1 protein-coding gene is annotated in these 1,919 nt (G+C 54.1%); it reads left to right on the top strand.

The window, feature by feature from the left end; genetic code table 11:
• A partial coding sequence (locus CSA35_09835) for a chemotaxis protein (protein PIE53719.1) occupies nt 1–1,851 on the top strand: 1,851 nt, incomplete at its 5' end.
• Between the last annotated feature and the right edge of the window lie 68 nt (nt 1,852–1,919).

The raw sequence follows: 1,919 nt of genomic DNA, 5'->3' as shown, positions 1-1,919 counted from the left end.
GTCTTCGAGCCCAACGCCTTTGACGGCAAAGACGCCGAATTTGCCGGCATTGATGGGTTTCATAAGAATGGCCGCTTTGTGGGAACATTTGTACGTAGCGGAAGCTCCACCCTTCGAACCCATAGCATCACCGATGAAGCTATAGAGGAATTTGGGGATATATACGATGTACCTATTCGCTCTGGTCAGCCTTATTTATCCGAGCCCTTTCGATATAACTACACAAGTGGTGGCGAATCGCATTTTATAGCCTGCGTCACCGTCCCCATAAAGCTCCATGGAAAAACTGCTGGTGTGGTGGGTATCGACATAGACTTGAATCACCTGGATGAGGAAATAGCCGCCATCTCCGTCACAGACAACAGCTACAATGCCCTCCTCTCCAACCAAAGCTGCTTTGTTTATCACGCCAACAAGGACTTGATAGGGAAGAGCTACAGGGATGTCGCAAGGGGCAAAATCAAGAACCTGGATGAAGTCCTGAATCTTGTGGCCACCGGGGGACGAAAAGTTTCCATAGAGCACTCTCTGAGGCTTGAGGAAAACGCCCTGCGAGCTCAGATACCCGTTTCCATCGGTGCCGGTCTTGCCTCATGGAGTCTCTTTATCGTTGTTCCCCTGTCCGACGTAACCATAGCCGCCAATGCCCTTACCCGTAACCTTATAGTGACATCAATTCTGGGGCTAGCCCTTTTAGGTCTGGCGATTTTTGTGACCAGTGGCCGGATTGTCCGACCCATCGTGGCAATATCGAACATTCTGGATAGGTTTTCGCAGCTTGATTTTCGGTTTGACACTTCTACAATGTGGCTCCTCAAGTATAAAAACGACGAAATAGCCGATATGGTTCAAGGGCTTCGAAATATGGAAATCAAGGTAAGCGACTTTGTTCGGAAAGTCCAGCACGAAGCGAACACCATTTCAGGAGCATCGGAATCTCTGGCAGCTCTCGCCGAGGAAACCGTGGCGTCCATGGAAGAGGTCAAGTCCTCGGTGGACCACGTGGGAAGCCTTTCCGAGAGCAACACCGCAGCTCTTGAGGGGACCACCGCAAGCATCGAAGAGGTCTCCGCCGGAGCCGCCGGTGCCGCCCAAAGTGCCTCGGAAGGTGCCGAGGCGTCCGCCGAGATGAACAGGATTAGTCAGGACGCCGCCGAGAATGTCAAGGCCATGGTGGATATGATCAAATCCGTGGGAGAACGGTCTTCCCAAACCATGAACAGCATGTCCGAAGTGGGCAGCTCCGTAGAAGCCATTACCTCCTTCGTCACCACCATCACGTCCATTGCGGATCAGACCAACCTCCTTGCCCTGAACGCCGCCATCGAGGCCGCCCGGGCAGGAGAACACGGCCGGGGCTTCGCCGTGGTGGCCGAGGAAGTCCGCAAACTCGCCGAAGAAAGCAACGGTGCCGCAGGAGAGGTGGCGGACCTCATCGGCTCACTCAAGGACAACGCCTCCTCCTCCACAGCATCCATGAAAGAAGTGGATAAGGTGGTAGAACAGATCGTCGAGGCTTCGGACTCGGCCATCGCCAACCTTGGTAATGCTTTAAGCCACATTACCAAGGTAGAAGGGGCCATGCAGAACATCGCCGCTCTTTCCCAGGAACAGGCCGCATCAAGCGAAGAGATGGCCTCGGGCATCGACCAGGTCACCAAGGGAGCCATGGAGACCACGGAAATTCTTCAGAACGTCAGGAAGGGGAGCGACGACACGGCCCACGCGTCCGAGCAGGTGGCCCAGGAAGCCCAAAACCTTTCCTCCGGTGCGGAACGGCTCAATTCCCTTGTGGGACAGTTCCAGCTGGAAGAGAATCAAAGCTCCAGCTCTGCCATAACTCCGGCGTAAAGAAAAACGCCCTGTCTTTAGTGTATAAAGTAAAAGCCCCGGCTTACTCATAGAGTGGCCGAGGCTTT

It is taken from the genome of Dethiosulfovibrio peptidovorans (assembly GCA_002748665.1).
Taxonomy (GTDB): Bacteria; Synergistota; Synergistia; order Synergistales; family Dethiosulfovibrionaceae; genus Dethiosulfovibrio; species Dethiosulfovibrio peptidovorans_A.
This window is presented reverse-complemented; position numbering and strand designations above follow the sequence as displayed.